Source organism: Agreia sp. Leaf210 (assembly GCF_001421485.1).
Taxonomy (GTDB): domain Bacteria; phylum Actinomycetota; class Actinomycetes; order Actinomycetales; family Microbacteriaceae; genus Agreia.
Genome location: NZ_LMKK01000004.1, coordinates 264,322 through 285,490, shown reverse-complemented (window position 1 = coordinate 285,490; position 21,169 = coordinate 264,322). Strand labels below are relative to the sequence as shown.

The window sequence follows — 21,169 nt, the reverse complement described above, 5'->3', positions numbered from 1 at the left end:
ATGCACATCAAACTCACGCTCTCCCGCGGCGGCGGCACCTCGACGAATGTCGCCGTCACGGCGGATGCGACCACCTCGGTCTCGAATGTGGCGGAGGCTCTCTATACGGCCGATCCCAACAACGACGTGCAGGTCGCGCCTCCTCGCCTGACGCTGCAGGTCACCGAGACGTCGGGCCAGACCCGCGTGCTCGATCCCCAATCGAATCTGCTCGACTCGGGCGTGCGCTCCGGCTCCACCATCGAGATCCGTCAGCACAGCGACGACTTCAATGCGCCCGGCTCCGATCGGGGCGCGGCTGCGGCCACCCTGCGCGTGCTGTCGGGCCCGGACGCCGGCTCCGAGTTCGCGCTGCCCTTCGGCACCAGCTACATCGGTCGTGAGCGCGGGGTGGATGTGCGACTCACTGACTCGCTCATCTCCAAACGGCACGCCCGCATCAACGTGGGCGAAACCGTCGAGATCACCGACATGAACTCGGCCAACGGTCTGCTGATGGGTGGCGAGCAAGTCGCGCGCACCACTCTGAGCTCGGCTGACGTCGTGGTTCTCGGCGACACCGCGCTGTGCGTCGTTCCCCTGCAGCGCCTCGGCGGCGCGGCCCCCTCGACGCCCGTGATCGAGTTCAACCGGTCTCCCCGCGTGGTCGCCCGCTACCCGGGCGACAAGTATCCGGCGCCCGAACCTCCCGGCCGCCCGCAGCCGCAGCGCTTTCCGATCGTCGCCTTGATCGCGCCGCTGATCATGGGTGTCGTTCTCTACGCCTTCACCCGCAACATCCTGAGCGTCGTGTTCATCGCCCTGAGCCCCCTGCTGATGATCGGTACGTACATCGATCACAAGCTCACGACGCGTCGCCAGATGAAAGACGCGATCAAGCAGTTCACGCTGTCGCTCAAGGCCTTCGTCGACAAGCTGCACGAGCGTCAGCGGCTGCAGCGTGCCGTTCGCCTGGGCGAGGCGCCCTCGGTGGGCGACAGCCTCGAGTCGGCGCATCGGCTGGGCCACCTGCTCTGGACGCACCGACCCGAGCACGGCGCCTTTCTCGCCGTGCGCCTCGGCCTCGGAACGGCACACAGCCGCGACAGCGTCACCCTGCCGCAGGCTAATGACACGCTTCCCGAGTACTGGGGGCAGCTCGAAGAGGTGGCGGAGAAGTTCTCACTCATCGACAACGTGCCCATCGTGGCCGACCTGCGCGAATCCGGCGCCCTGGGCGTGGCCGGCAGCCTCGACCTGCGCCGCGGCGTCACGCGCGGAGTCGTAGCTCAGCTCACCGCGCTGCACTCCCCCGCCGAACTCGTGGTCTGCGCCCTCGTGTCACCGGTGTCTCGGGAGAGCTGGGAATGGCTCGAATGGATGCCGCACACCGGCTCTCCGCACAGCCCGCTCGCCGGCGATCACCTCGCCGACAACCCCGGCTCGGGACTCGCCCTGCTGTCGCGACTGGAGGAACTGGTCGCTCAGCGCACGACCGGAGCCCCGAGCGCTCGCGGCGCACTCGAGAGCCCGGATCTGCGCCCGAAGAAAGACGACGAGTCCGACGTTCCGCTGCCCATCACCCCCGCCGTCATCGTGATCATCGAAGACGATGTGCCCGTCGACCGGGGCCGGCTCAACCGCCTCGCCGAGCGGGGCGCCGACGCCAACGTGCACATCGTGTGGTCTGCGCCATCCATCGCCCACCTGCCGGCGGCGTGCCGCAGCTTCGTCAGTGTCGATTCGGATGTCGCGGGCGGCACGGTCGGCCAGGTGCGGTTGGGCGAGCACACCTACCCGGTGGTCTGCGAGACGGTCGAGCTCGAGGCCGCCCACCGCTACGCCCGCCATCTCGCCCCCGTCGTCGACGTCGGATCGCCGATCGACGACGAGTCGGATCTGCCGCGTTCGGTGTCGTATCTGTCGCTCGTCGGCCCCGAGCTCGCCGAGCAGCCTGATGCGGTCGTCGAGCGCTGGCGCGAGAGCAACTCGATCGCCCTCCGCGACGGTTCGCCTCCCGTGCGGCGAAAGAAGGAGGGCTCTCTGCGGGCCCTTGTCGGCCACAGTGGAACCGAGCCCTTCTACCTCGACATCCGCAACCAGGGTCCGCACGCGCTCGTCGGCGGAACGACCGGAGCGGGAAAGAGCGAGTTCCTGCAGTCGTGGGTGCTCGGCATGGCCGCGGCGCACTCCCCCGACCGCGCGACCTTCCTCTTCATCGACTACAAGGGTGGTGCCGCCTTCGCCGACTGTGTCGCCCTGCCGCACACCGTGGGACTCGTCACCGACCTCTCGCCGCACCTCGTGCGCCGGGCGCTCACGTCGTTGCGGGCGGAACTGCGCTACCGCGAGCACCTGTTGAACCGCAAGAAGGCGAAAGACCTGGTCTCGCTCGAGAAGACGGGCGACCCGGAGACTCCGCCGAGCCTCCTGATCGTGGTCGACGAGTTCGCCGCGCTCGTGCAGGAGGTGCCCGAGTTCGTCGACGGCGTCGTCGACGTCGCCCAGCGAGGACGCTCGCTCGGACTGCACCTGATTCTCGCGACCCAGCGCCCCGCCGGTGTCATCAAAGACAATCTGCGCGCGAACACGAACCTGCGCATCGCCCTGCGCATGGCCGACGCGGAAGACTCCTCCGACATCCTCGGAACGCCGATGGCCGCCTACTTCGATCAGTCGATCCCCGGGCGCGGAGCTGCCAAGACCGGTCCTGGTCGCCTCGCCTCGTTCCAGACCGGATACGCCGGAGGCTGGACGACGAACGAACCCCCGCGTCCGCGCATCGACATCAGCGAGATGAACTTCGGCGCCGGAGCCGAGTGGGAGGTGCCGGAGGTCGAGACGGTCGAGGCGTCGGACCCGGGGCCGAACGACATCGCGCGACTCGTCGCATCCATTCGCACGGCGGCCCGCAGGGCCGACATCCCCGACCCGCGCAAACCGTGGCTCGACGAACTCGCGGCGGTCTACGACTTCTCGCTGCTGCCCAACCCGCGCAACGATGAGCGGCTGCTGCTCGGCGTCATCGATGAGCCCGAGAACCAGATCCAGCCCACGGTGTTCTACGAGCCCGACCGCGACGGCAACATGGCGGTCTACGGAACCGGTGGCTCGGGCAAGAGCGCCACCCTGCGCACGATCGCTGTCGCAGCGGCCGTGACGCCGCGCGGGGGCCCGGTGCACGTCTACGGCCTCGACTTCGGATCGAGCGGCCTCAGCATGCTCGAGGAGCTGCCCCACGTGGGCGCCATCATCGACGGCGACGACGAGGAGCGGGTCATCCGCCTGCTTCGTATGCTGCGCGACACCGTCGACGACCGCTCGGTGCGGTACTCGGCCGTGCGGGCCGGAAGCATCGGGGAGTACCGGCGGATCGCCGGGGTTCCCGAGGAGCCGCGCATCATCGTCTTAGTCGACGGTATCGGCGCGTTCCGCGAGCAGTACGAGTTCGGCGGGCACTCCGCCTGGTTCACCACGTTCGCCCAGATCGCGAGCGACGGCCGCCAGGTGGGTGTGCACATCGTGATCTCGGGAGACCGCCCCAACTCGGTGCCCGCATCGCTCGGATCGACCGTGCAGCGACGACTGGTGCTGCGCATGGCCAGCGAGGACGACTATCAGCTGGTCGGCGTTCCCAAAGACACGCTCACCGCGATCTCGCCCCCCGGCCGCGGCCTGATGGGCGGCAACGAGATCCAGATCGCCGTGCTGGGAGCAGACCCCAATGTGGCCATCCAGTCGCGCGAGGTCTCGAAGCTGGCGGAGGCCATGCGGCGCCAGGGGATCCCCGAGGCGCCGCCCATCCAGAAGCTGTCCGACTCGATCCCGCTCTCGAGCCTTCCGGCCTCGGCGGGCGGACTGCCCGTGATCGCGGTGCGCGACGACAACCTCGCGCCACTCGGAATCGCGCCGCGGGGAGCGTTCATGGTGTCGGGCTCGGGCCAGAGCGGCCGATCGACGGCGCTCGCGACCATGGCCGCCGCTCTGCGGCGAGCGCAGCCCGGCATCCGCATCGTGCACATCTCGCCGCGCAAGACCTCGCTCACTCCCCTGCCGTTCTGGTCGATGTCGCTGTCTGATCCTGCTCAGATCACCGCGTTCGCCGACGATCTGCAGGGGCAGCTCGACGCCGGCACGCTGCCGCCCGAGACTCTCGCGATCTTTGTGGAGAACATCGGCGATCTCACCGGGACGATGGCCGAGAACGACATCGACCGACTGATCAAGCGGGCGCTGCGTGACGACGTCTTCGTGGTCGGCGAGAGCGAGACGGCCACCTGGTCGGCCGCGTGGACGCTGGCCGGCTCGTTCAAGGGCGCCAAGCGCGGCCTGCTGCTGGTTCCGGGCGAACTCGACGGCGACACCCTGCTCGGCACGTCTCTCGGCCGCTTCCGCCGCGCAGACCTTCCGCCGGGGCGCGGTTTCCTGGTCCAGCAGGGCCGGATCACCAAGGTTCAGGTGGCGCTTCCCGACGCGTGAGAAGGGCCGGGCAGAGGCATGGGGAGTTCTCCCCATCGACTCCCCTTGGTCCCTCGCCCTAGTCTGAACACGTGAGATCGACTCACAGGATGTAGCGAAACCGGATCCGCCGGATCGCCAGGAAAATAAGGAGAAAACAATGGCCGTATGGGGTCTTGACGTTGACCAGGTTCGCAGCCTCGGAAAGCAGCTCAACCAGCAGTCGCAGCAGGTCCAGACGATCCTGACGACGCTCACCAGCGCACTGCAGAGCGTGCAGTGGACCGGTCCCGACGCGGAGAACTTCCGCAGCGAGTGGAGCGGCACCCACACCGCCGCCCTCAAGCAGGTCATCGCCGCACTCGAGGACGCCTCGCAGAAGGCAGCAAAGAACGCTGCCGACCAGGAGAGCACCTCGAACGCGTAACACCTCTTTTTCTCGGGCGTCGAACATTCGACGCCCGCCTGTGGTGTTTCTCCCCTCAGAAAGGCCCACGGCTCGATGTCGCGCACACTCACCTTCCCCAGTTCGGATGCCCCGGCTCTTCCGATCGTGTCGCTCGACGTGCCCGACGACTGGCACGTGCTGTCGACCACGGCAGCGTTGCTCGCCACGGCGAAAGAGGTGGCGCAGGGCGAGTTCCGGCCCAATGTCGTCGTCGCGATCTCGCGCTTCGGAACCGGATACACCCTCGACACGGCGATCCAGTCCGTGATCGACAAGGTCGGCTCCATCGAGGGAGTCGCGGAGTTGGGTCGCGATCGCCCTGAGGTGCTCGGCCGCGCTGGCTTCCGTATCGAGTTCAGCTATCCCGACGCCCGGGCCGGCGCGCTCATCCAGGCCGTTCGCCTGGCTCTCGTCTCGAACGGGCCCGCCTTAGACCTGGTGCAGGTGACGGCGACGGCTACGGCCGCACAGGCGATGGAGATCTGGCCCGAGATCCGCGCGATCCAGGCCAGCGCCACCCTCTCCTGACTCCGCGTCAGGACGGCGTCACTCGAGGGTCACCGCCGCGTCATACCTGTGTCACGTGTGCGTCATCGCATCGTCACGACCGAGTCACGGCTCGGTCATGGCCTCTGGGCGAGACTTCCTTTACTACGAGACTTCTCGTACTTAGGGGAGTCTCCATGAGAACAACACACGTCAGCGCCGAGTCGCGACACTTCATCGGCCTCGGGGCCGCGCGCCGCCGTCTGTTCGTCGCCGCCGCGCTGCTGGCCGTCGCCGCGGTCGCCTGCATGCCGCTTTTGGGAGCGGGCAGCGCATCCGCCGCACCACTGCCGATCACGCAGTGCAACGGAACGGACAACGACACGAATCAGGCCGTCGAGTGCTCCGTCGTCGTGACGAACACAGTGAACGTCGCTACCGGAGTGAAGAGCAGCTCGACCGTCGTCACGGTGTGCCACGGATCCGCCGGTGCACCTCCCGTCTGTGATGCGCCGCAGACATTCAATACAGATGACCTGGTGTCGTCGGTCACCCAGTGCAACGGTTCGGGCAATGGCACGGGCGGCACGGTGATCTGCCGGGTGGATGTCGTCAACAACATCGTAGGAACGGCCACGCCACAATCGATAACGGTCAACCAGTGCCAGGGTTCGGCGGGTGGCGGCGGAACCTTCCTCAATTGCTCCTCCCTCGAGAACACCGACCCGTCGACCGCGACGGTCGTGCAGTGCAACAATTCGGGGGTGGGCGGCGGCGGCGGCGTGACATGCACCGTCGGCGGCAACTCTACGGCCTCGATCATCCCGACGAAGGTCAACCAGTGTGTCGGTTCCGGCACTGCAGGTGGAGCCTTCGTGACCTGCGCCGTGACCTTCACGACCAACATCGTTCCTGCCCCGACTGACGGCGGCACCGATGGTGGTACAGGCGGCGGCACCGATGGTGGAACCGGCGGCACAGGCGGCGGTACAGGCGGCGGCACTGGCGGCGACTCTGGAACGCCGGGCAACCCGGGAACACCCGACAATCCCGGAACGCCCGGCACGCCCGGCACTCCCTCGGGAACAGGAGCGGGCGGAGCGCTCGCCAACACGGGAATGCCCGTCGAGAACATGCTGCTCGGTGGGTCCTCGGTTCTGCTTCTCGGGCTGGGCCTTGCCGCACTTGCGCGTCGCCGGCACACAGTGAAGCGCTGAACGCCCAGGATTCGCCCCTAGCCCCGCAAGTCTTCATATGGGACTATGTGTCTCTAGGAGCGAATCCATCACATGTTGCCTCTGCACAACCCGAGTTCTCCGGTCGTTCCGACACGGAGGATTTCGGGATGGGCGGCGACATGATCGAGATCGGCGTGCTCGGTGCGCTCAGGGTGCGAGACGACGGCGAAGAAATTATCGGTCTCTCCGTCGGAACCCAGCGGCTCCTCGCCTTTCTCGCCCTCAGGCCGCGGCGCGCCAGGCTCGCCATCTCGGGTGAGATGTGGCCCGACGTCACGGAACGACGTGCGAGCGACAGCCTGCGATCGGCGCTCACCCGACTCGAAGACGCGATCAAGCCGGCGATCACCATGACGCCCGCCGGGCTGGGTCTCGCCCCAGGGGTGACCGTCGACCTTAACCTGGCGCAAGAGTCGGCGAGGCGATTGCTGCAGCCAGGCAACGCATTCACCGCCGACGATCTCAGCACGGGTGCGATCGAGGCCTTCGCCTCTCGCATTCTGCCCGACTGGTACGACGATTGGGTTCTCTCGGAGGTCGAGGACTGGCGACAGCTGCGACTGCACGCGCTCGAGGCACAGGCAGAGCTGCTGATCCTCGAGGGGAATCTGCGCGCTGCGGCCTGGGCCGCCCGTGCCGCCATGCGTGTCGAACCGCTACGCCAGAGCGCGATCGTCAGTCTCGTCAAGGTGCACCTTGCCGAGGGCAATCAGTCCGAGGCGCTACGTGACTTCGATATTTACACGGCGTTGCTGCAGAACGAGCTAGGGCTCGAGCCGACGTCGATCCTCACCGACTTGGTGGCGCCGCTCCGCCGCTAGAGAAGCGGACGAATCGGCGCCACCGATGACACAGTGGATCGGGTTACGAGCGTCGACGTATCGTACGCAGGGTGAACACCAGACCGGCCGCGAGCAGAGCCATCGCGCCGGCGATCAGGCCGCCGACCCCGAAACCGGTCGCCGCGAGCGATCCGCCTGTGCCCGAGCCGACGTTGTCGCCCGGGGTCACGGGAGTCACCGGTGTCTCTGTCGTCGGGGGAATCGGCACCGCCGGCGCCTCTTCCGTGACGATCGTGTAAGTAGCGGTGACATCGCCCTCATCGCCGTTGCTCGCGGTGACGGTGAACGTCGAAGTGCCGGGAGTGGTCGGCGTACCTGAGATCACACCGTCGGTGATGGTGAGGCCCGGGGGAAGCTCACCCTCGGTGACGGTGATCGTCGGGGTGGGCGTGCCCGACGCGACGACCTCGTGGATGTAGGGCGTGCCAGCCGTCGCATCGCCCGGAGCATCCGACGTGATCTCGGGAGTCGTCGTCGTGACCGGCGTTCCTGAACCGGTGGTGCAGCCCTCAGGCCGGGTGATCGTGTCGGTGAGAAGTGTGACAGCGGAGGTGCTGGCCAGCAGGCGGCCCTGAATGAGTGAACCGGTACCTACGCTGATGGATTCCTGCGCCATGACGGTGCCGACGAACGTCGATCCCCCGCCCAGTGTCGCCGACGACCCGACCTTCCAGAACACATTTCAGATGCTCGCGCCGTTGATCAGGACGATCTTGCTACCCGAGCCCGTGACGAGAGTGCTCGCTGCCTGGAAGACCCAGACAGACTCGGCGCCGCCATCGAGAGTCAGGGTGCTGCCCGACGAGAGGTCGAGTGCCCCGCCCGCATAGACGCCCGGTTTCAGCGTCTTGCCGGCGAGCTGCGAGAGTCCGGACGCCTGCGGTGTGAGGCTGGCGGCGACATTGAAAGCCTTCGTGAGGTCGTTCTTGGCGAGATCGACGTCGGGATCGGTGCGGGCTGTTCCCGCTACGAACGAGCCGTTGGGCGGGCCGGTGAATCCTTTGATCTCGGTGCCCGGAGAGAGGCCGACGTCGCCGGTGACCAGCGTCGCGCCGCTGTTGGTGACGGTGGAGCCCGCGAGAACCGCGTAGCCGGCAGCGGTTCCCAGGTTAATCGGTCCGTCAAGGACGGTAGCGGCCTGAGAGGCCCCGGCCAGTCCCAGCACCATGGCCGAGCCGACGGCCAATCCTGTTATTCCTAAGAGAGATATTCGGCGGTGCAGCTGCGAGCGCGACATGTGCAAGACCCCCAAGGTCTTTCGCGAGTGAGGCGACAGTGCCTCAATGTGACGAAATGCCACCCCGTCCTCGATGCTGAGTAGACCATGACGCGCGTTCTTTGACCATAGTGATGACAAAGGTGACTACAGGGTGTAGGAATCGAGAAGACCGACCGGCGGAGAACCTTCAGCCTTCAGGGCGGTAAACTAGCGGGGTTCTCGAACTCGAAAGCAGGCCGCGCGGTGACCACCCAGCACGCCACGCTCGAGGCGCAGTCGCCCTACTGGGGTGTTCCGATCGCCCGGGCGATTCCGGCGATCGTCGTAGCCCTCGTCGTCACCTTCACGCCGAATCATTCGAGCGTCGTCGGTCTGCTGGTCTTCGGTGCCTTCGCCCTATCATCCGGGCTGCTCACCGGCATCCTGACCCTGCGCGCCCTGCCCGTGGGAACGAGCCGAACCCTTCTTCTCACCCAGGCCGGTACCAGCCTCGTGGCCGGCGTGCTCGCCCTGGCGCTGCAGGGCTTCGGGCTCGGCTTCCTGCTCTATCTCGTGAGCGTCTGGGCCGCGATCACCGCCATTCTCGAACTCGTGACCGGTCTGCGCTCGCGGGGTGACGCGCCCGCCAAAGACTGGATCGCCATGGGAGGCCTCACCGGCGTCCTCGCGCTGGTCTTCCTCCTCCTTCCGCTCACAGACCTGGTGGCCGTCGGCCTCTTCGGCGCATACGGAGCGGTTCTCGGAATCTACCTCGTCATAGCGGGGCTCTCGCTTCGCTGGGGCACGCAGGCCGAAGCCCACACAACAAAGGAATCAGTGACTCCGCAGGTGCAGAACCCGTGACCCAGCCATCCAAGCGCGACGTCTTCAAGCCGGTCGAACTCATCGTTTTGTCGGCGGTGATGGCCCTGTTCGTGGGTCTCGCCGTTCTGCTCTCCACGCGCAATCCGCTGCTGGCGGTGATCTTCTTCGGGGTCGCGTTCATCGTGGTTCTTGTTGTGATCGCGATGATGGTGTTGACGTTCAAGCCGAATAAGTCTGAGCAGACGGAGCTCGACGATGACGAACTTCCGCCGTCTGGGCACTAGGAGTTTTCTCGCGGCTCGGCTCGGGGTGTGCGTTTTCAGCTCAGACAATGGCCGTGGCTGACAACCGCTCCGCGGCGCTGCGCGGAGAGGAATGTGCGTTTTCAGCTCAGACAATGACTGTGACTGACAACCGCTCCGCGGCGCTCGTTCCTCGCGCTGCTTCGGGTCATCAGCCACAGCCATAACTCGCAAGAAAACGCACACCCCTCCCCGCGCCGAGTTCGCTTCGCTCCCCGGGTGGTGGTGCTTGGCTAGCTGAGGGCTTCTTTCAGGGTTTTTAGGGACTGCTGGGCCGTTCTGCGGACCTCTTTGTCGGGGTCTCGTAGGAGGGACTCCAGGGTGTCTTGGGTTGCGGGGTCGCCTGTGGATGCGAGTGCTCGGGCTGCAGCGGAACGGACTCGTGCGTGGTCGTCCGTGGTGAGGGCCGTGAGGGCTTCGGGGGCTGCGATCGCACGCAGGGCCGCGACCTTCGCGCACATCTCGCGTACCCGCCATGCCTGGTTGCCGAGCCCGGCAATGACGGCGGGCGCCGCGGCATCCGACCAGACGTAATTCAGGGCGCGGGCGCCCCACAGCTCGGGCCAATAGAGCGAGGGCGCACCGGCGAGGATACCGTCGGCGTGCGGACCTCCGACGACGCGAAGGAACTCCTCGCCCTCATAGCCGCCCTCGAGCAGGGAACGCGCGCGCAGCACGACCGAGGTCTCGCCCTCGCTGTCGACGGCGGCCTGGATGCGCTCTTCGAGCGACGCGGTGTGGTGGGACGGGGTCTCGCTGTCGTGTGCCATAAGACACCAAGGCTACCGCGGGCGCCCGAGAGGGCTCAGAGGATGTGCTCTACCAGCGCCGAGGAGATTCCGACATAGGTGTGCGGGGTGAGCGCGAGGAGGCGCTGCTTGGCGGCGTCGCCGATGTCGAGGCCCTCGACGAAGGTCGCCAGGTCGGTGGCCCCGATGCGCTTGCCGCGGGTGAGGTCCTTGAGCAGGGCATACGGATCGGTGATCGACGAGCGTCCCGCCGTGATCTCGGCCCGCACCACGGTCTGGATGGCCTCCGCCAGGACCTCCCAGTTGGTGTCGAGGTCTTGAGCGAGCAGCTCGCGGTTCAGCGAGATCTGTCCGAGACCCGCGGTGATGTTCGACAGGGCGAGCAGCGAGTGGCCGAGGGCCACGCCCACGTTGCGTTGCGTGGTCGAATCGGTGAGGTCGCGCTGCAGGCGGCTGGTGACGAGGGTCTGCGCGAGCGAGTCGAGAAGAGCGCTCGACAGCTCGAGGTTGGCCTCGGCGTTCTCGAACTTGATCGGGTTGATCTTGTGCGGCATGGTCGACGAGCCCGTGGCGCCGGCGACGGGGATCTGCGTGAAGTAGCCGAGCGAGATGTAGGTCCACACGTCGGTGCACAGATTGTGCAGGATGCGGTTGCCGTGGGCGACCTGGGAGTAGAGCTCGGCCTGCCAGTCGTGCGATTCGATCTGCGTGGTGAGGGGGTTCCAGGTGAGACCGAGCGAGGTCACGAACTCACGCGACACCGCCTGCCAGTCGAGGTCGGCCTCGGCGGAGAGGTGCGCCGCGAACGTGCCGGTGGCTCCGGAGAACTTGCCGAGGTATTCGGCGGCCTCGACCTGCTTGCGGATGCGCTCGAGGCGGTACACCGTGACGGCAAGCTCCTTGCCCATGGTGGTGGGCGTAGCGGGCTGCCCGTGGGTGCGGGCGAGCATGGCGTCGTCGCGGTACTGCACCGCCTGGGCGCGCAGCTCGTCGATGACCGCACGGAAGGCCGGCAGCCAGACCTCGGTCACGGCATCCCGGATGACGAGCGCGTAGCTGAGGTTGTTGATGTCTTCGCTGGTGGCCGCGAAGTGAGTGAGCTCGGCGATGTCGTTCAGGCCCAGTTCGCTGAGTCGGCGACGCACGTAGTACTCGACCGCCTTGACGTCGTGCTTCGTGGTCGACTCGAGCGCGCCGAGCTCGGCGACCTCGTCGTCTCCGAAGTTCGGGGCCAGCTGGCGCAGCTGCCGCTGCTTCTCGAGCTCGATCGGCGTCGATCCGAAGAGCGAGTGATCGGTGAGGTAGATCAGCCATTCCACCTCGACCTGAATACGGGCGCGGTTGAGCCCGGCCTCCGACAGAAACTCTCCCAGTTCAGAGACGGCAGACGCGTAGCGGCCGTCGAGGGGGCTGAGGGGCTGGGGGGAAAGAGCGCTCATGGTTTCGGGTAACTCCAGTGCTGGGCGGCCGTCCGGCCGCGTCGGTCAGGCGTGGGTGGATGTCTGCGGCGCGCGGAACGCCGGCTCGAGCTGGGCGAACAGCGCCGCACAGGCGCGTTCGATCGTGCCGAGCACGGCCGCGAAGGTCGCTGCGTCGGCGTAGTAGGGGTCTGGAACGTCGAGCTGGCGACCCGGATCGGTGTCGAAGCTCGTGAGCAGCCTGATCTTCGACTTATCGGAGTCGCTCGACGCCCAAGAGCGGATCGCCCGTTCGTGAGTGCGGTCGAGGGCGATGATCAGATCGAGCGCGTCGAACGACGACGAGTCGAACTGCTTGGCCCGGTGCATGGATGCGTCGTAACCGCGTTCCGCCAGCGCGTCGATGGTGCGCGGGTCGGCCTGCTCCCCTACATGCCAGTCGCCCGTTCCCGCACTGGTCACCGAGACGCGATGGCTGAGACCGGCCTTCTGCACGAGGTCGCGCAACACGATCTCGGCCATGGGAGAACGACAGATGTTGCCCGTGCAGACCATGCAGACCCGGAAGACCCCAGGGGGAATCTCGGTGGCGTCGTGGGGCATGACTCTATCTTGGTGCAGTTTCCTCTCCTCCACATCAGTGGTCTCCTCGTCGGCACTCCCCCGATCTCTGACGGGTCGGCGGTGCGACCGGGATCGGCGGCGACACTGGTGGCGTGATAGATCAATCGAACCCGCTCTCGACCCATGCGCGCCTCGCGCTCGAGCACGACAGGGCCGCCGTGCAGAGACTGAGCGTCGAGCTCTGCACCGAGCTGCTGCCCACCTTCGTACGCGACGATGCGCCGGGGTGGCAGGGTCTCGCTCGGCGGTCGTTCGATATGCGGTGCGACCACGTGGCAGCCGACGTTCGTCGCGTGTCGTCACACCTCGACGATGTCGCGGGCCTGCTCGCGGGTGCCATCGAGAGGCTCGACGCCACGCCATGAACACAGACACAGAAGAACTCGTCGTGTCGGGCGGAGGCAGCCTCGCGGTGTCGACAGACGAGATCGCGACGACCGCTTTTCGGCTCAGGTTCATCGAGGCAGAGGCGCTCGCGGCGGCCACACGGCTGAGGGCGCTCCACCTCTGCCTCGATCCGCTGGTCGCCGCTCAGGCGCCGACTGTGCCGGCCCTCGCGGTGCAGGCCGCAGCCGATCTCGAGAATGCGTCGCGCTCGGCCGGTGAACTCGAATTCTCTCTACGGCTGGCTGCCGAAGCCTATGGCATGGTCGAGAACGCGATGGTCGACGGAATGCGAATGACCTCCGGCGTCGTCGGCAACGTTCTCGGGCACATTGCGCCTTTCCTCCTTCTGGCGGGTGCACCGTTTCTCGCCGGGGCGGGTTCGGGTGTCCTCCTGGGTCTGGCCCTGAGGCCGGGCACCTCGACCAATCCGGCCGACGTCGCGAAGTGGATGCGCGAGCATCCGGAACTCGCCAACAACCCGGCCGTCACGGCCGCCGTGCGCCTGCTCTTCTCGTCGAGCGACGACATCATCGCGGGCCTCCTCGGCGTTCCTCCCGGTGCCGGCGCTGTCATCGGCGACGACGGGCTCGGCCTCTTCGGCATCAGGCAGGCAGCGGGCTTGGTACTCGTCGCCGCCGGGGCGGCGGGTGCGGCCGGGGCGCGCGGCGCGGGGCGTAGCCCTCTCGTCGAGACGCCGGTGAGAACGACCCGCGTCGCGACCTCGTCGGTCACCGCGCCGTCGAGCATCTCAGAGCTGGCCTCGCGCATGCCAGCCACGAGCACGACCGGTTCGCAGATCAAGATCGAGAAGTACGCCGACGCCGAGGGCAACCCGTCGTACATCGTCTACCTCGGCGGAACCGTCGACATGAATGCGATGCCGGCGGGTGAGGCCTTCGATATGACGAGCAATATCGAGTCGATGAGCGCGGGTGACGGCGCCTCGTACCGTGCCGCGGTCGAGGCGATGCGCGATGCGGGTATCCAGCCCGGTGACCCCGTCTTCGAAGTCGGATACTCGCAGGGCGGTCTCCTCGCCGTTCAACTCGAGCAGTCCGGCGACTACAACGTGCAGGGTGTCGTGACGCTGGGGTCGCCGGTGGGTCAACTCGAGACCACGGCCCCCACGCTCGCGGTCGCGCATACAGAAGATCTCGTTCCGGCCCTCGGCGGCCTCGACACGGCATCGGGCGACGATCGCGTACTCGTTCGCCGCACGCTCTACGACGATGCACCTATTCCCACAGGCGATGCGTTTCCGTCACACGACCTCGGTGCCTATCGAGAGACGGCCGGGCTGATCGACTCGTCGCGAGATCGCAGGGTGGAGAAATTCATCGACGATGCAGCGCCGTTCCTCTCGGGCACGGCGGCGGGCACGGCGACCGAGTACAGCGCCAAGCGGGTAGACCGATGAGCCGGGTAGACCGATGAGCCGAGTCGTGGTCGCTCGTGTCGGCGCAGGGCGACGCGCTCTGGCGTCAGTCCTTGTCGCGGCCCGCGAGGGGGCGAAGAATCGAGCCGATGATCGCCGAGAGGATGGCGAGCACGAGGGCACCGAGCACCGCCCAGCCGAAGCCCTCCACATTCAGGCCGAAGCCGAAGAGCTGCGAGAACCACGCGGCCAGCATCAGCAGGAGGGCGTTCACCACCAGGGAGATCAGGCCGAGGGTGAGGATGTACAGGGGGAACGCGACGACGCGGATTGCCGTGCCGACGATGCCGTTCACCACACCGAAGATCAGCGCCACGAACAGAAACGAGAGAATCGTGCCGATCGTGTCGTCTTGGAAGGGGTCGACGGTCACGCCCGTGACGATGAGCGTGGTCAGCCACAGGGCGATCGCGTTGGCCACCAGAGAGACGAGGAATCTGCGCATGCGCCCAGTATTCCAGTTCACCGGCTAGCTCGACAGCGCCTCGTACGCCCTGTCTCGGCCGGGGACAGCGCGCAACTCGGCGCCCAGCAGGCGGCTGCGGTCGTCGACCGCGGTATCGGCGAGCAGCGACGCTGCTGCAGACCGCAGTTCGTCGACCGATGCCGTGTTGGGGGCGAGTGCGAGGCCGTAGCCGCGTGTCTCGATGGCTTCGGCTCCCGCGAACTGGTCTGTCGAGAAGGGCAGCACCAGCATTGGTACCCCGGCGGTGGCCGCCTCGGTGACGCTGTTGTTGCCGCCGTGCGTCACCGCGAGCACGGCGTGCTTCAGGATGGTGACCTGCGGCAGGAACTCTCGCACGAGCCAGGTGTCGGGCAGCTCGCCCAGCTCCTCGCGGTCGGCCGAACCGACGGCCAACGCCACACGTACGTCGAGCGGCTTCAGCGCATCCGCCACCCGCGCCAAGACATCGGCGCGAACAGAGAGGAAGCTGCCGAAGCTCACGTAGACGATCGGTGCGCCTCCCCGGCTGAGCCAGGCATCGATCTCGGGGTCGATGGGCTCGTCGCGCACGGCGGAGCCGAGAAAGGCATGGGTGGGAAGCAGAGCCGTACGTTCGGGGGCGTGCAGTTGACCGGGGTAGTTGAGCAGCAGAGTGTCGCCGTGCTCGGCGAAGGCGTCCTGCGACGGAGCCGCGCCGGCATTCAACACGGCCAGCGCCTCGTTCCACTGTTCGGTGAAGCGATCGCGCACGCGCACGCAGCTCGCGCGCAGGCGCTCGAGCGCGTCTCGATCCGGCTCGAAGGCTCGAGGCCACGAGGTCGGATGCCCATATACCTCACCGGCTATGGGTAGCGCCGTCGGGTGGCCGAGCACGACATCGGCGTGACGCACGCCAGCGGCCTGCAGTGCGAGCCGGGCCGTAAAGGCGAGGTGATCGACGATCACCGCATCCGGTTTCACATCGTCGACGATCTTCAGAACAGCGCTCGCCGTGTCGAGCGGCTGCCAGAGCAGATCGGTCGTGCGCTGAGACGCCTGATAGGCGAGGGTGTCGACGAGTCCCCTCCGGGTGGCGTCGAAGAACCCTCGCAGGGAGTCGTCTTCGCCCTCGGGCTGCTCCTCGGCGCGGATCGTTCCGGGATTGGAGCCGCGGCCGAGCCGCAACTCCGTGCCGCGAAAGCCGAACGACGAGACGATCGACGAGGTGGCAGGCCCGGATGCGACGACCACGTCGTCTCCCCTGTCGCGCCAGGCCGTGGCCAGCGTCGCGAGCGGCAGCAGGTGCGAGGCGTAGTCAGGGCTGATGACCAGCAGAGTCACGACGCGTTGCCCGTGCTCGACAGAGACATACCCTCGAGGCGCCTCTTCTCGGCCACGCCGATGTACACGCGCTCCAGAGCCGTGGCCATGGCCTGCACCGTGAACCGCTCCCGAACGATGCCGCGGGCCGCGTCGACCCGAGCAGCGTCGTCGCGTGCGGCGATCTGCAGAGCCTCGGTCATTCCCCGACGCACTCCCGTCGCCGATCCGGTGTCGACCAGGATGCCGGTGACGCCGTCGTCGACATATGTCGCGGGTCCTCCCGCATCGGGCGTCACCACGACGAGTCCTGCCGCGAGGGCCTCGAGAATCGCGATGCCGAACTCCTCTTTCAGGCTGCCGCACACGTAGATGCCGGAGGCGCCGATGACGTCCCCTGATCCGAGGCGGGTCACCGCGAGCCAGCGGGAGACGACGTCGTTGGGGCGATGCCCGGCGAGAACGAGGCCGTCGGCGGCCCGCGGGTTCTCACGCAACACCCCGTCGATGGCGTCGAGCTGCGACTGCTCGTCGGCCGAGGGTGCCACCAGGTCTCCGCCGACGATCACGAGGTTGCAGCGTTCGAACAGGGCGGGATCCGTGGCCCAGGCCTCGACAATGGTGGCCATGCCCTTCACCCGGTGCAGACGGCCCACGCTGAGAGCGATCGGCAGACCCCGACGGTGCTCCGGCAGCGCGCCGATCAGCGCATCGAGCTCATCGATGGCTTCGTGCTCGTCGGCCGCACGGGTGCCGTTGCGTGCTTCGACCTCGAGGAGGGCATCGTCGATGGTGACGAGGTCGATTCCCTCGGGCACCACGGTGTACTGCTCGGGCGACTCGTCGATGTCGATGCCGAGCAGCTCCTGCAGCTCGTCGCGCACGGCGGGCCGCGGAAACAGCACGGTGTGCTCGGCGTCAGCTGCCAGCCGCGAAACGAGGCGATGCCGGAACCAGTAGTGCTCGTGCTCATCGACGTCGCCGAAGTTGACGGCCGTCAGCGAACCGGCGACGTCGAGTGCGCGGATGACGCCGTGCGGATCAGGCGCCAGGGTGAAGACAACGGGGATGTTCAACTCGCGGGCCACGCTCGACGCGGCCATGCTGCCGACATCGGCCATCCGAAGATGCAGCACGTCGACGGGGCCGAGCGCGATGAGAGCGCGACGGATGCCGCGTTCGGCCGCGACCCTGGTGTGCCAGGAGCGGGCCTGCGGGCTGGGCTCTGAGAGCAGGGGAACGGGAACGAAGTCGTGGTCGGCACCCGTGCGCGCCGCAAGGTCGAGCAGGCTGTCGGCCGCGGCGCCGGCGTCTCCGCGAGACATGGTCAGAACGCGCTCGATGCCGTCGAGATTCGCCAGGGCGTCACCGAGACGCACGAGGAGTGTGGCCACTCCCCCGTTGTCGCCGGCGCCCGCGCGAGTGAGCCCGCGGTCGATGTCGGCGTGCAGAAACAGTTGCGCCACGGTGAGCCCGTCGCCGAGTCGGATGGCGGCGGGCGAGTCGCCCAGATCGATCAGGGCCAGTCGGGCTGCGTCGGCGATCGCTCGCGAACCGCTCGCTCCGGCATCGCTGTCGATGGAGGCGAGTTCGCGGACGAGGCTCAAGCCACGCTCGTCGCCGCGTCGGTCGCCCAGGCCAGCGATCGCGGCGATGCGAACATCGTCGGGCTCCGTAGAGTCCGCAGCCAGTTCGCGCAGGGCGCGTCCGGCCACTCGGCCGGAGACCAGGCCGAGAGTTTCGACGACCCGGGTGCGAGCGCCCACTTCGCGTTCGGCGACGAGAGCACCCTCGAGCGCCAGTGCGATCTGATCCGGAGCCGAGACTGCCCACTGCTGGAGCGTGCGCTGGGCGAGCATGCCGGTGAAGCCCGCCTGCACGACGCAGCCCACGAGACGCGAGACGGCATCCAGTCGCGGGAGCCTGCTGCCGAAGGCCCAGGCGGCGTGCTCTCTCAGAAACGCGCGATCGCTCGACAGCAGCTCGGACAGGGCGTCGTCGGCCTCGTCGTCGAAGACCCGACCGAGGGCGTGCACCGCGGCGATCGCCACGAGCTGGTTCTGCTCGTCGTCGATCGCTCGACGCAGGATGCCGACGGCCTGGCGACCGCCCGCGCGCGACGCGGTCAGCGCGAGATCATCGGCGGCACGCACGACGTCGAGGAGAAACGGAGTTCGACGAAGACGGTCGAGGGCGGCGGTCAGTTCCATCGCGGGGATGTTTCCATGGTGCGGTGATCCGAATTCGTGAGAAAGATATGTCTCGGGTCTATTCGGAGCCGTCGCGGCGACGGATCGGACTCGGACGTCTCCGAGTACACGCGACTTCTTCTCGAGCTGCAATGCCATTGACAGGCAGCCGTCAAGCCCTCTTTGGGCGCCTCGCATGTGCGAAGGTGGAGTTTATGGCACTCACGCGTAACGCTTCGGCTCGCGCGGCCGAGGTGATGGCACGCAACAATGTGCACATCTCCGGCCCCGATGACGCACCGCTCCTGGTGTTCGCGCATGGTTTCGGCTGCGACCAGACCATGTACTCCCGGCTGTTGCCCTACTTCGAAGGGCGATTCCGCATCGTTCTGTTCGATCACGTGGGGTCGGGCAGGTCATCGCTCGCCGACTACGACGCCGTCAAGTACTCGACGCTCGATCAGTATGTCGACGATCTCCTGGAGCTCTGCGACGCATTGCAGCTCAGCGACGTGACCTTGGTCGCGCACAGCTTCTCGGCGCTTTTGGCCATCGCCGCCGCGGTGAAGTCTCCCGAGGTCTTCCGCGATCTCGTCCTCCTCGCGCCGACTCCGTCGTACATCGACGACGACGAGACGGGGTACGAGGGCGGATTCACCCGGGAAGACATCGACGGCCTCATGGACTCGCTCGATGACAACCATCTTGCTTGGGCCGCGATGATGGCCCCGGTGATCATGAAGAATCCGGCTGTGCCGGAGTTTACCGAGCAACTGGAGCAGAGCTTCTGCCAGGTCGACCCTCGCGTGATGCGCACGTTCGCCCGGGTCGCCTTCCTGTCGGATGTGCGCCCCCTGCTTCCACGCGTCGACGTGCCCACCCTCATCGTGCAGTGCACGAACGATTCCCTCGCCCCACTCCACGTGGGCGAGTACATGCAGAATCACATGCCCCGCGCGTCGGTCGTCGTTCTCGAGGCGGAGGGGCACGTGCCGCAGGTGAGCGCACCTGACGAGACCTCCCGCGCGATCCTGCACTTTCTCGACGAGCGCTGACCGTGGCGACAGACGTGCCTCTCGCGGTCGACTATGAGACCCTCTTCCGGGCGGGTCCGGGCGGTATCGTCATCGCGGATTCCAGCAACACGATCGTGCAGGTCAACGATCACATGTTGGAGTGGATCGGCTTCTCTCGAGAAGAGCTGGTCGGGAACTCTTTCACTCGTCTCCTTCCGGCCGCCGACCGCATCCTTTTCTCGGCGCGCGCGATGCCGCTGCTGTTTCTCGACGGGCGCGTCTCCGATCTGTCGTTCAACGTGCTCGGCAAGGACCGCGTGGCGCGGGCCGTTCACCTCTCGGCCTCACGAGTCAATCAGCGGCCTGAGGCGGGAGAAGCACCATCTCTGGTCGGGACGACGGTCTTTCTCTTCACGCCCCGCAGGGAGCGCACGGCGGAGGAGGAGCATCTCATCAGCGCGGTGCGGCACGCCGAGAAAGCCGACGCGCTGAGGCGGGAGGCCGAATACGACCTCGCTCGATCAGCCCAGTTCGATGCGCTGACGTCTCTGCTGAGCCGCGTGGGTCTGATGCCGCGGCTGGCCGACATGGTGAGGAACGCCCCGCCCGCCTGCGACCTCGTGACCTTCGTTCTCGGACTCGACCACTTCAGGGTCGTGAACGAGAGCCTCGGGCAGGCGGCCGGAGACCAGGTGCTGAAGGCGGTGGCAGACCGTCTGCTGGCTCTTACCGACGAGGGCTCTCTCTGCGCTCGAGTGGGAGACGACGAGTTCGTCGTGGTCGGACCGGGATCGGCTCGCGGTGTGTCCTTCGCGGACACGCTTCTCGACATCGTGAGCGCGCCGATCCTGGTCGACGACCTTGACATCGTGGTCACCGCGAGCATCGGGGCATCGGAGAGTCCCATCACGACCGCCGAAGGGATCGCGCCCGCAAGCCTCGCCGAGACGCAGGTGAGACAGGCGACGTCGGCGATGTACCAGGCGAAGGCGATGGGTCGCAATCGGTGGAAACGATTCACCTCGGTTCTTGACGACTCGGCGATCAACGAGATCCGCCTCCTGGGTGAGATTCGAGCCGCCCTCGCCGATGGGCAGTTCCGCCTCGAGTACCAGCCCCAGCTCGATCTCGAGACGAGGCGGCTCCACGGCTACGAGGCACTGATGAGGTGGGACCACCCAGAACGCGGCGTGATCGGGCCGGCCGGATTCATCGACGTGGCCGAGAGGTCCGGTCTCGTGAATCAGCTGGGTGCGTGGGCCTGTCGCGTCGCGATCGAGAGGTGCCTGCAGCTCAACGCGTCTCCGGATGCACCGCCCATCACGGTGTCGGTCAACGTCTCGGCCCGCCAACTGGGCGATCCGCGCCTCGCCGAGATGATCGCCGAATTGCTCGCCGAGAGCGGTCTCGACCCCGCCCTGCTCACGCTCGAGATCACCGAGACCGGCCTCATCACAGACAGCCCTGGCGCTCATCGCAACCTCGAGCTGCTGCACGGCCACGGAGTACGGCTCTCGATCGACGACTTCGGCACCGGTCACGCCGGTTTCGCCTACCTCAAGGACTTTCCGGTCGACGAGCTCAAGATCGACGGTTCGTTCGTGGCCGGGCTCGGCGACTCCGCCGAGGACGAGGCCATCGTCGCGAGTTGCATCGACGTGGGCCATGCCATGGGCCTCTCCGTGGTCGCCGAGGGAATCGAGACGCGCGAGCAGCTGGATCGGCTCGCGGAGATGGGCTGCGACGTCATCCAGGGCTACTTCTACTCCAAGCCGCTCCGCGACGACTCCCTGGATACGTGGCAACCGTCGATCTGACGCTCAGCCCGACC

Annotated in this window: 18 protein-coding genes and 1 pseudogene; 11 read left to right on the top strand and 8 right to left on the bottom strand. The window is 67.1% G+C overall.

Features of this window, described 5'->3' with window-relative positions; all coding sequences use genetic code 11:
• The 5 genes from ASE64_RS15990 to ASE64_RS15970 all read left to right on the top strand — a co-directional run bounded on the left by ASE64_RS15990 (position 1) and on the right by ASE64_RS15970 (position 7,430).
• Entirely contained in the window at positions 1-4,458 is a 4,458-nt protein-coding gene (locus ASE64_RS15990) for an FtsK/SpoIIIE domain-containing protein (RefSeq protein ID WP_055782817.1), read from the top strand.
• Between the two features lie 139 nt (positions 4,459-4,597).
• Positions 4,598-4,864, top strand: coding sequence for a WXG100 family type VII secretion target (locus tag ASE64_RS15985; protein ID WP_044441009.1), 267 nt, complete (start codon positions 4,598-4,600; stop codon positions 4,862-4,864).
• A gap of 75 nt (positions 4,865-4,939) precedes the next feature.
• Positions 4,940-5,413, top strand: a complete 474-nt coding sequence (locus ASE64_RS15980; protein WP_055782815.1) for an LpqN/LpqT family lipoprotein — start codon at positions 4,940-4,942, stop codon at positions 5,411-5,413.
• Positions 5,414-5,568: 155 nt separating this feature from the next.
• Positions 5,569-6,588, top strand: coding sequence for a hypothetical protein (locus tag ASE64_RS17705; RefSeq protein WP_055782812.1), 1,020 nt, complete (start codon positions 5,569-5,571; stop codon positions 6,586-6,588).
• A gap of 128 nt (positions 6,589-6,716) precedes the next feature.
• Positions 6,717-7,430 carry an AfsR/SARP family transcriptional regulator gene (locus tag ASE64_RS15970; RefSeq protein WP_055782809.1) on the top strand — a complete coding sequence of 238 codons (714 nt, stop codon included), beginning with the start codon at positions 6,717-6,719 and terminating at the stop codon, positions 7,428-7,430.
• Between the two features lie 43 nt (positions 7,431-7,473).
• On the opposite strand, the gene ASE64_RS15965 is transcribed toward ASE64_RS15970, so the two are convergent.
• A complete protein-coding gene (locus tag ASE64_RS15965; protein ID WP_235480673.1) occupies positions 7,474-7,911 on the bottom strand; it encodes a putative Ig domain-containing protein in 438 nt (145 codons plus the stop codon).
• Positions 7,912-7,980: 69 nt separating this feature from the next.
• A pseudogene (locus ASE64_RS15960) lies at positions 7,981-8,619 on the bottom strand (ice-binding family protein); the annotation flags it as partial.
• A 294-nt stretch (positions 8,620-8,913) separates the two neighbouring features.
• On the opposite strand from ASE64_RS15960, the gene ASE64_RS15955 reads away from it, so the two are divergent.
• The gene (locus ASE64_RS15955; protein WP_055782799.1) at positions 8,914-9,513 is read left to right on the top strand and encodes an HdeD family acid-resistance protein; all 600 of its coding nucleotides are present in this window, start codon (positions 8,914-8,916) and stop codon (positions 9,511-9,513) included.
• On the top strand, positions 9,510-9,758 hold the full coding sequence (locus ASE64_RS15950; protein WP_235480662.1) for a hypothetical protein: 249 nt from the start codon (positions 9,510-9,512) through the stop codon (positions 9,756-9,758). The genes ASE64_RS15955 and ASE64_RS15950 overlap by 4 nt, the downstream gene beginning before the upstream one ends.
• A gap of 251 nt (positions 9,759-10,009) precedes the next feature.
• Here ASE64_RS15950 and ASE64_RS15945 read toward each other — a convergent pair whose 3' ends face one another.
• From ASE64_RS15945 to ASE64_RS15935, 3 genes are read right to left on the bottom strand one after another with little or no spacing between them, the layout of a single operon-like run.
• Entirely contained in the window at positions 10,010-10,546 is a 537-nt protein-coding gene (locus ASE64_RS15945) for a HEAT repeat domain-containing protein (protein ID WP_055782793.1), read from the bottom strand.
• Positions 10,547-10,581: 35 nt separating this feature from the next.
• Entirely contained in the window at positions 10,582-11,964 is a 1,383-nt protein-coding gene (purB, locus tag ASE64_RS15940; protein ID WP_055782790.1) for an adenylosuccinate lyase, read from the bottom strand.
• Between the two features lie 45 nt (positions 11,965-12,009).
• On the bottom strand, positions 12,010-12,546 hold the full coding sequence (locus ASE64_RS15935; RefSeq protein ID WP_055782787.1) for a low molecular weight protein-tyrosine-phosphatase: 537 nt from the start codon (positions 12,544-12,546) through the stop codon (positions 12,010-12,012).
• Between the two features lie 113 nt (positions 12,547-12,659).
• Between ASE64_RS15935 and ASE64_RS15930 the strand changes: the two genes are divergently transcribed.
• Positions 12,660-12,932: a hypothetical protein gene (locus tag ASE64_RS15930; protein ID WP_055782784.1), complete on the top strand. Its 273-nt coding sequence runs from the start codon at positions 12,660-12,662 to the stop codon at positions 12,930-12,932.
• On the top strand, positions 12,929-14,371 hold the full coding sequence (locus ASE64_RS15925; RefSeq protein ID WP_055782781.1) for a hypothetical protein: 1,443 nt from the start codon (positions 12,929-12,931) through the stop codon (positions 14,369-14,371). Before ASE64_RS15930 ends, ASE64_RS15925 begins: the two co-directional genes overlap by 4 nt.
• A gap of 64 nt (positions 14,372-14,435) precedes the next feature.
• Here ASE64_RS15925 and ASE64_RS15920 read toward each other — a convergent pair whose 3' ends face one another.
• Genes ASE64_RS15920 through ASE64_RS15910 form a run of 3 tightly spaced genes read right to left on the bottom strand, consistent with a single transcriptional unit; the run spans position 14,436 to position 18,343 of the window.
• Positions 14,436-14,834, bottom strand: a complete 399-nt coding sequence (locus ASE64_RS15920) for a phage holin family protein (RefSeq protein WP_055782779.1) — start codon at positions 14,832-14,834, stop codon at positions 14,436-14,438.
• A 24-nt stretch (positions 14,835-14,858) separates the two neighbouring features.
• Positions 14,859-16,154 (bottom strand): glycosyltransferase, encoded by a 1,296-nt coding sequence (locus ASE64_RS15915; RefSeq protein WP_055782776.1) that lies wholly within the window; start codon positions 16,152-16,154, stop codon positions 14,859-14,861.
• On the bottom strand, positions 16,151-18,343 hold the full coding sequence (locus ASE64_RS15910) for a glycosyltransferase (protein WP_055782773.1): 2,193 nt from the start codon (positions 18,341-18,343) through the stop codon (positions 16,151-16,153). The genes ASE64_RS15915 and ASE64_RS15910 overlap by 4 nt, the downstream gene beginning before the upstream one ends.
• A 194-nt stretch (positions 18,344-18,537) precedes the next feature.
• On the opposite strand from ASE64_RS15910, the gene ASE64_RS15905 reads away from it, so the two are divergent.
• Complete coding sequence (locus ASE64_RS15905; protein WP_055782770.1) at positions 18,538-19,377, top strand: alpha/beta fold hydrolase; 840 nt, start codon at positions 18,538-18,540, stop codon at positions 19,375-19,377.
• 2 nt (positions 19,378-19,379) lie between these two features.
• Positions 19,380-21,155 carry a putative bifunctional diguanylate cyclase/phosphodiesterase gene (locus ASE64_RS15900; RefSeq protein WP_055782767.1) on the top strand — a complete coding sequence of 592 codons (1,776 nt, stop codon included), beginning with the start codon at positions 19,380-19,382 and terminating at the stop codon, positions 21,153-21,155.
• Positions 21,156-21,169: the final 14 nt, after the last annotated feature.

Bases quoted from the DNA above. Each gene is read 5' to 3' on its own strand.
- ASE64_RS15990 (WP_055782817.1), top strand. From the start codon at position 1: ATGCACATCAAACTCACGCTCTCCCGCGGCGGCGGCACCTCGACGAAT.
- ASE64_RS15985 (WP_044441009.1), top strand. From the start codon at position 4,598: ATGGCCGTATGGGGTCTTGACGTTGACCAGGTTCGCAGCCTCGGAAAG.
- ASE64_RS15980 (WP_055782815.1), top strand. From the start codon at position 4,940: ATGTCGCGCACACTCACCTTCCCCAGTTCGGATGCCCCGGCTCTTCCG.
- ASE64_RS17705 (WP_055782812.1), top strand. From the start codon at position 5,569: ATGAGAACAACACACGTCAGCGCCGAGTCGCGACACTTCATCGGCCTC.
- ASE64_RS15970 (WP_055782809.1), top strand. From the start codon at position 6,717: ATGGGCGGCGACATGATCGAGATCGGCGTGCTCGGTGCGCTCAGGGTG.
- ASE64_RS15945 (WP_055782793.1), bottom strand. From the start codon at position 10,546: ATGGCACACGACAGCGAGACCCCGTCCCACCACACCGCGTCGCTCGAA.
- purB (WP_055782790.1), bottom strand. From the start codon at position 11,964: ATGAGCGCTCTTTCCCCCCAGCCCCTCAGCCCCCTCGACGGCCGCTAC.
- ASE64_RS15935 (WP_055782787.1), bottom strand. From the start codon at position 12,546: ATGCCCCACGACGCCACCGAGATTCCCCCTGGGGTCTTCCGGGTCTGC.
- ASE64_RS15925 (WP_055782781.1), top strand. From the start codon at position 12,929: ATGAACACAGACACAGAAGAACTCGTCGTGTCGGGCGGAGGCAGCCTC.
- ASE64_RS15920 (WP_055782779.1), bottom strand. From the start codon at position 14,834: ATGCGCAGATTCCTCGTCTCTCTGGTGGCCAACGCGATCGCCCTGTGG.
- ASE64_RS15910 (WP_055782773.1), bottom strand. From the start codon at position 18,343: ATGGAACTGACCGCCGCCCTCGACCGTCTTCGTCGAACTCCGTTTCTC.
- ASE64_RS15905 (WP_055782770.1), top strand. From the start codon at position 18,538: ATGGCACTCACGCGTAACGCTTCGGCTCGCGCGGCCGAGGTGATGGCA.